The organism is Alphaproteobacteria bacterium (assembly GCA_030680745.1).
GTDB lineage: Bacteria > Pseudomonadota > Alphaproteobacteria > JAUXUR01 > JAUXUR01 > JAUXUR01.
The window spans coordinates 1-7,100 of the sequence record JAUXUR010000021.1; the positions used below are offsets into that span (position 1 = coordinate 1).

The 7,100-nt window shown below is 38.7% G+C and carries 2 protein-coding genes; both read right to left on the reverse strand.

Features of this window, described 5'->3' with window-relative positions; all coding sequences use genetic code 11:
- The coding region (locus Q8L85_01540; GenBank protein ID MDP1723370.1) for a hypothetical protein at positions 1-360 on the reverse strand (360 nt) is incomplete at its 3' end.
- Positions 361-595: 235 nt separating this feature from the next.
- On the reverse strand, positions 596-7,100 hold a 6,505-nt coding region (locus Q8L85_01545; protein ID MDP1723371.1), incomplete at its 5' end, for an SBBP repeat-containing protein.

Consider the following 7,100-nt stretch of genomic DNA (forward strand, 5'->3'; position numbering starts at 1 on the left):
TAAAGGCAATCCATTCATATAGGATATAGCTGATTTTTCGTCTGTAACTTGAGTTGTTTGTTTAGGTGTCGTTGCAGCATTTGCTGTAAAATCGGATAAAATAGTTTTTGAGGTATCTTTTGAAGGATCGATATTTTGAGACGTATTGGTATCATGTGACGCATCTGTTGCCAATGGCTTTGCATTAATATCATTATGAACAGCCGCATCTAGATGTGGATCAGACGTATTTTGAGCATCAGCAACAGTAGTTGCAATTGCCGCATCAAACATGAAGCGCTGCTCTAACAATCGCATCGTGGTACGAGAAGATAATTTAGATTTTTTGCTATTTGGCAAATCAATAAAATCTTTTGGCATCTCAACACCTTTCAAAACATACATCTATACTATAAGTATACATCCGATTCGTTAATTCTTTATTAAAAATAGTTATATTATTGCATTAATTATTTATTAATATTTATGTGATAGGATTTAACAATTTGATTGAAAAAGTTATTGTTAGAATTCAAACTATATTGATACATCGTCATTTCTTGCTCATCTAGGAAGAGACTACACATCGCGCGTCATTCCTTGTCTGAATTTAAAGTTATTTCACTATATCATTAAGAATATTTAATACTTCTTGATCAGAAGATTGTTGCATTGTTTTGATTCTATCCATAACATCTGTCGGTTGTTCGTTGTCTTTACCAATTGGTTTAATTTTATCCATAACATCTGTCGGTTGTTTGTTGTTTTTATCAAGCGCATCTAAAAGATTTTCAGTATTAAAATCTCCAATATCTTCAAAAGCACCCGCTTCTTTGATGATCTCAATTAATTGTAAATTATTGAAAACATTGAAACCGCCTAATATAACGTATTCAGCATTGTTTTTTTGGGCATCCATCAAAATAGTTGGAGAATCAAGAGGAGATTCCGGTGTTTCGTATTTGTTAAAATCGTCATCGCTTAGATAAGGCTTTGCAGGATCTAAACTTGGATTTTGCGGAACAGGCGATTTAACAGCATTGTTAGGATCCTCCATTAAATTGTTAGGATCCTTATTTGTTTGTATAGGTAAAATATTATTAATTTGTTGATTTTGTACTATTTTAGGCGCAGGCACAGGATCAATTGTTTGCGCAACTATAGGGGCAGGTGCAGGTGGAATAACATTAATGACGGGTATCACGTCTAAAAATGCCTTCGCATTATTGCTACTAAAGGCTAAGGAACCATTTGTATCTGCTTTGCTACCTGCAATACCAGAAGATTTATCCCAGACTTTAAAGCTAAGAGCCTGATCGTTTCCACTGAAGTTCAGATTAGGCACAAAACGTATTTTATCTGTTTTATTTAATAACAACGCGTTAACCACAGAAACATTGCCTATCGCATTCCAGCTCGCTCCATTATTTGTTGAAAATTGCCAAATGCCATTGGGGTTTGTTGCATTTGTTACTGCAATCCCAAGAGGGGTACCATCAACATCAATTGATCCAGATCCATTTACGATGATTGAAACAGGCGTGCCTGTATTGCTTCCAGATGGAACATCTTTAGGAATTGAAGGTAGATCAAGATTTCCAGGATTCGTAGGTACATCATTAATAGGTGTTATGTCTAAAAGTGCATTGGCTGCATTTGCACTAAAAGCTGTAGAAGCACTTGTATCTGCATTAGTGCCTGCAATTCCCGAAGATTTATCCCAGACTTTAAAGCCAAGAACCTGATTATTTCCGTTGAAATTAGCATTAGGAACGAAGCGTATTTTATCTGTTTGATTCAATAACAAAGCACTAGTCTTTGAAACAACGCCTATCGCATTCCAGCTCACGCCATTATCTGTTGAAAATTGCCATGCACCATTTGTATTATCACGCGTTGTTACCGCAATCCCAAGAGGCGTGCTATCACTATCAGTGGATCCTGATCCTGTTACAATGTCTGAAACCAAAGTACCATTATTACTTCCGCTTGCGATATCCTCTGGAATTGGCGCCAGATCAAGATTGACAGGATTCGTAGGTGCATCATTAACGAGTATCACGTCTAAAAGTGCATTAGCAGGATTCGCACTAAAGGCTAAGGAAGTACTTGTGTCTACTTGACTACCAGCTGTTCCAGAAGATTTATCCCAGACTTTAAAGCTAAGAACCTGATCATTCCCATTGAAATTAGCATTAGGGACAAAGCGTATTTTATCTGTTTCATTCAACAGGAATGCTGCATTATCAGCAACAGGTGGCATAGAATTCCAATTTGCACCACCATCACTTGAAAATTGCCATACACCATTTGTATTGTCACGCGTTGTCACCGCAATCCCAAGTGGAGCGCTATCAACATCAATTGATCCAGATCCTGTTACAATATCCAAAACCAACGTGCCTGTGTTACTACCAGGTGCAACATCTTTAGGAATTGAAGACAGCTCAAGATTTATTGGATTCGTGGGTGCATCATTAACAGGTGTTACATCTAAAAGCGCATTGGCAGGATTCGCACTAAAAGCTGTCGAAGTACTTGTGTCTGCTTGGCTACCAGCTGTTCCAGAAGATTTATCCCAGACTTTAAAGCCAAGGGGTTGATCATTTCCGTTGAAATCAGCATTAGGCACAAAACGTATTTTATCCGTTTCATTTAATAATAAAGCAGCATTAGTCGTAACAGGTGGCATAGAATTCCAGCTCGCTCCATTATCTGTTGAAAATTGCCAAATGCCATTGGTGTTTTCAGCGTTTGTCACCGCAATGCCAAGAGGCGTGCTATCACTATCAGTAGATCCGGATCCTGTTACAATGTCTGAAACTAAGGTCCCTGTATTGCTTCCAGATGGAATATCTTCGGGAATTGATGTCAGATCAAGATTTGCAGGGTTTGAGGCTCTATCATTAATAGGATTGACAGTAATTGCAATGGTGTTGCTATCGGATAAAGGACCTGTTGCGCCTGTATTACCTTGATCATTTATAGTAATATTGAGCGTATCTGCGCCAACAAAATTCAGATTGCCTTGATAGGATAAAGTTGCTAAAGCAGCGTTAATATCTGCCAAATTCCCCGTGAAGACCATAGTAGCATCATCGGCACCATCGCCTGTTATAAAGGACAGGCTGTTAGTTGATAAAGTCAGCATGCCATGATCAACCGATATAGTGACTTGTACAGTATTTGAAGAAGTAAGTTCTGGATCGGTAAACGATATGCCAGAAATTGCAAGACTTGTATTCTCGTTCACATTTTGTGGACCAGGAACTGTAATCATTGGCGCGTCATTAACAGGTGTTACATCTAAAAGCGCATTGGCAGGATTCACACTAAAAGCTGTCGAAGCACTTGTATCTGCTTGACTACCAGCTGTTCCAGAAGATTTATCCCAGACTTTAAAGCCAAGAACCTGATCATTCCCATTGAAATTAGCATTAGGCACAAAGCGTATTTTATCTGTTTCATTCAATAATAAGGCGTTAGTCTCAGAAACAATATCTATTGCATTCCAGTTTGCGCCATTATCTGTTGAAAACTGCCAAATGCCATTTGTGATTGCAGCGTTTGTCACCGCAATGCCAAGAGGTGCAGAATCAACATCCGTAGATCCAGATTCTGTTACAATGTCTGAAACTAAGGTCCCTGTATTGCTTCCAGAGAGAATATCTTCAGGAATTGCAGCCAGATCAAAATTGTTAGGATTTGTAGGCGCGTCATTCACGGGTGTCACATCCAAAAGCGCATTGGCAGGATTCACACTAAAGGCTGTCGAGCTACTTGTGTTTGCTAGGCTACCTGCAGTCCCAGAAGATTTATCCCAGACTTTAAAGCCAAGGGGTTGGTCATTCCCATTGAAATTAGCATTAGGCACAAAACGTATTTTATCCGTTTCATTCAATAATAAGGCGTTAGTCTCAGAAACAATACCTATTGCATTCCAGTTTGCGCCATTATCTGTTGAAAACTGCCAAATGCCATTTGTGATTGCAGCGTTTGTCACCGCAATGCCAAGCGGCGTGCTATCAACATCTGTGGATCCTGATTCTGTTACAATGTCTGAAACTAAGGTCCCTGTATTGCTAGCAGGTGCAACATCTTCAGGAAGTGAAGGCAAATCAAGATTTTCGGGGTTTGTTGGGGCATCATTGACAGGATTTACGAAAATGGCAATAGCACTATTAATAACCTCCTGCAAACCAATGGCTGAAACTAATAAACCATCGCCCCCATTGAAATTTAAATTTCCTTTATAGATAAGCGTATCAAGCGTTGCGTTAATATCATTAAAATTTCCTGAAATGCTTACAGATTCACTTCCATTATTGCTTATAACAGCACTCCCTATATTTGAAAGTGTTAAAGTGCCATTTAATACAAGAAGATCAACACTTGAAAATTCATTGTTTATGGAAATGCCCTGGATCGGTTTATTTATATCTTCCTGTGCAAATTGACTTTGAGGGAATGATAATATATGTATGTCAACAAACTTGGTTGTTTCCAAAGGACCTGTTGCGCCGGTATGCCCCTGATCACTGATATTGACTGTTAATGTAGAGGTTCCACTAAAATTGCTGCTTGATGATCTAAATAAAAGATTTGAGACCGCAGCGTTTATATCCGCCAAATTTCCCGTGAAAATCATATCGGTATCGTTGGTACCATCACCAGTTATGAAGTTCAACCCTGTGCTAGACCCTGCTATTGTCAGAGTGCCGTGTGTAACACTAAGAGTAACACGTGCGTCTTCACCACCAATATCAATATCACTAAAGCTAATTCTGTCTTGATTACGAAAGAAAATTTGATCACCTTGAAATATATTCTTAGTCGCAGGTACTACAATGTCGGGCGCATCATTAATAGGTGTCACGTCCAAAAGCGCATTAGCAGCATTCACACTAAAGGCTGTCTCGCCGTTATTTGTAATTGCAGTAGTGCCTGCAGTCCCAGAAGATTTATCCCAGACTTTAAAACCAAGAACCTGATCATTCCCGTTGAAATTTGGACTAGACACAAAACGTATTTTATCCGTTTCATTTAACAATAAGGCGTTAGCCACAGAAACACTGCCTATCGCATTCCAGCTCGCGCCATTATCTGTTGAAAATTGCCAAATGCCATTGGTATTTGCAGCATTTGTCACCGCAATGCCAAGAGGCGCACTATCACTATCAATAGACCCTGATCCTGCTACAATGTCTGAAACCAACGTGCCTGTATTACTTCCAGAGGGAACATCTTCAGGAATATCAGCCAAATTAAAACCTGTAGGGTTTGTAGGGGCTTGATTTGTATTACCAATTGAATATGATTGTATAAAAATATTAACTAAAGGATTAACAGCATCTGGACCGGTATTAAAATTTTCATCAAAAGCACCTGTGCTTGTTTCAAGATCTCTGGTTGTTGTGCCAATTAAAGCAACTTGACCTGTATTTGATATATCGAAAGTTGAAACGGCTGTTGTGTTGTTATTATTTGAAATGCCGCTTGCTGCACCAAAATGTGTCGAAAATAAAAGATTACTTAAATTATTATCAAATTTTGAAAAATATCCAATGGTTCCGGCGCCTGTTATTGTCTTTGAATCTGTACCAGTTGTAGGCACTGGATCATTTGCACTTGTAAAACCAACAATAAATACATTACCATTCGCATCAACCTTTATTTCACGTGCATTTTCAGAACCTCCTCCGCCAAAATAAGTTGAAGCAAGTAAATCATTATTTCCTCCTCCATTGTTTAATTTAAACTTTGCTACAATGGCATCTTGGCCATTATTGGTTCTGCCAAGGGTCGTATCAAATGCAGTATTTGTTGAGAGATTTGAAGATGATGTGGAGCCTGCAATAAAGACATTTCCACTTGGATCTAATGCGACACTATCGATAAGCTCGCTACCAGTGCCACCAAAATAAGTGCCATATAAAAGTGCTGTTCCTGTTGGGTCTAATTTAAATAAAAAACCATCGCCACCACCAGGTGCTGATGTCAAGAAAGCATTAGGTGTTGTAGGAATAGTACCAATTGTTTTACCTACAATATAAGCATTACCTAAAGTATCGATTGTTAATCCGTACCCTGCCTCATTGCTTGCACCACCATAATAAGTTGCGTAGACAAGCTGATCTGTTCCTGTGTGAGAGGGATCGATTTTAGCAACAAATACATCAACACCACCACTGTTACTTGTCTGGAAAGCACCAGAAGTTGCAGGTAAATCACTACTTGTTGTCTCACCTGTTAAATATATTTTGCCATTTGCATCAACAACTATATGATAAGCTGCATCATCACCTGATCCACCTAACAATGTACTATAAAGTAAAGTTGTACCATCAGCACTTAACTTAGAAACGAAGACATCCTTACCGCCATTTGCAGTCGTATCATAAGCATCTAATGTTGTTGGAAAATCACCGTTTGGATTGCTTGTTTCACCAGCAACATAGACTTCGCCCAAAGCATTTACATCAAGCATCGTAGCCTTATCATCACCTACACTACCAATATAGGTAGAATAAATTAAATCGGACGCCCCATTTCCTTGAGGTCTCAACTTAGCAACAAAAACATCAAAACTACCATTCTGCGTTACATCAAAAGAACCTGCAGTGACAGGAAAGGCAGGAGAATCCAATTGCGTGCGAATCGTTTCACCTGCAATATACAGATCATCGTTATGAATTTTAATCCCAAAACGTTGCAATCCTCCTAAAAGATTAACAACGTTTGTACCAGCTAATTCTGTATCACTTGAAACTAATTGATTTTGGGCAGCCAGTTCACCCACATAAGATCCATATGAAAATATGGGGTCAATAAAAAGTGTTTTAGAATGATCGTAATTTGCGATATCAAATTTTAAATGATTGCCATCAAGCACAAATTTGCCATCAATGGCAGTTTTTTGTGCTCCATTATATTGATATAAAACAGGTGCATCTTGCCATAACGTGCCATCTTTAGTATGGACAAGCAATCGTCCATTGGCATCAATTTCAAGTTTGGTGGCGCCTGCAATTTCAACAGCAATTTGACTGGCATCAGCATTGGGTGCGACGACAAAATCATATTCTAATTCGTTTTGACTATTGCCATAAACAATAGCGTCA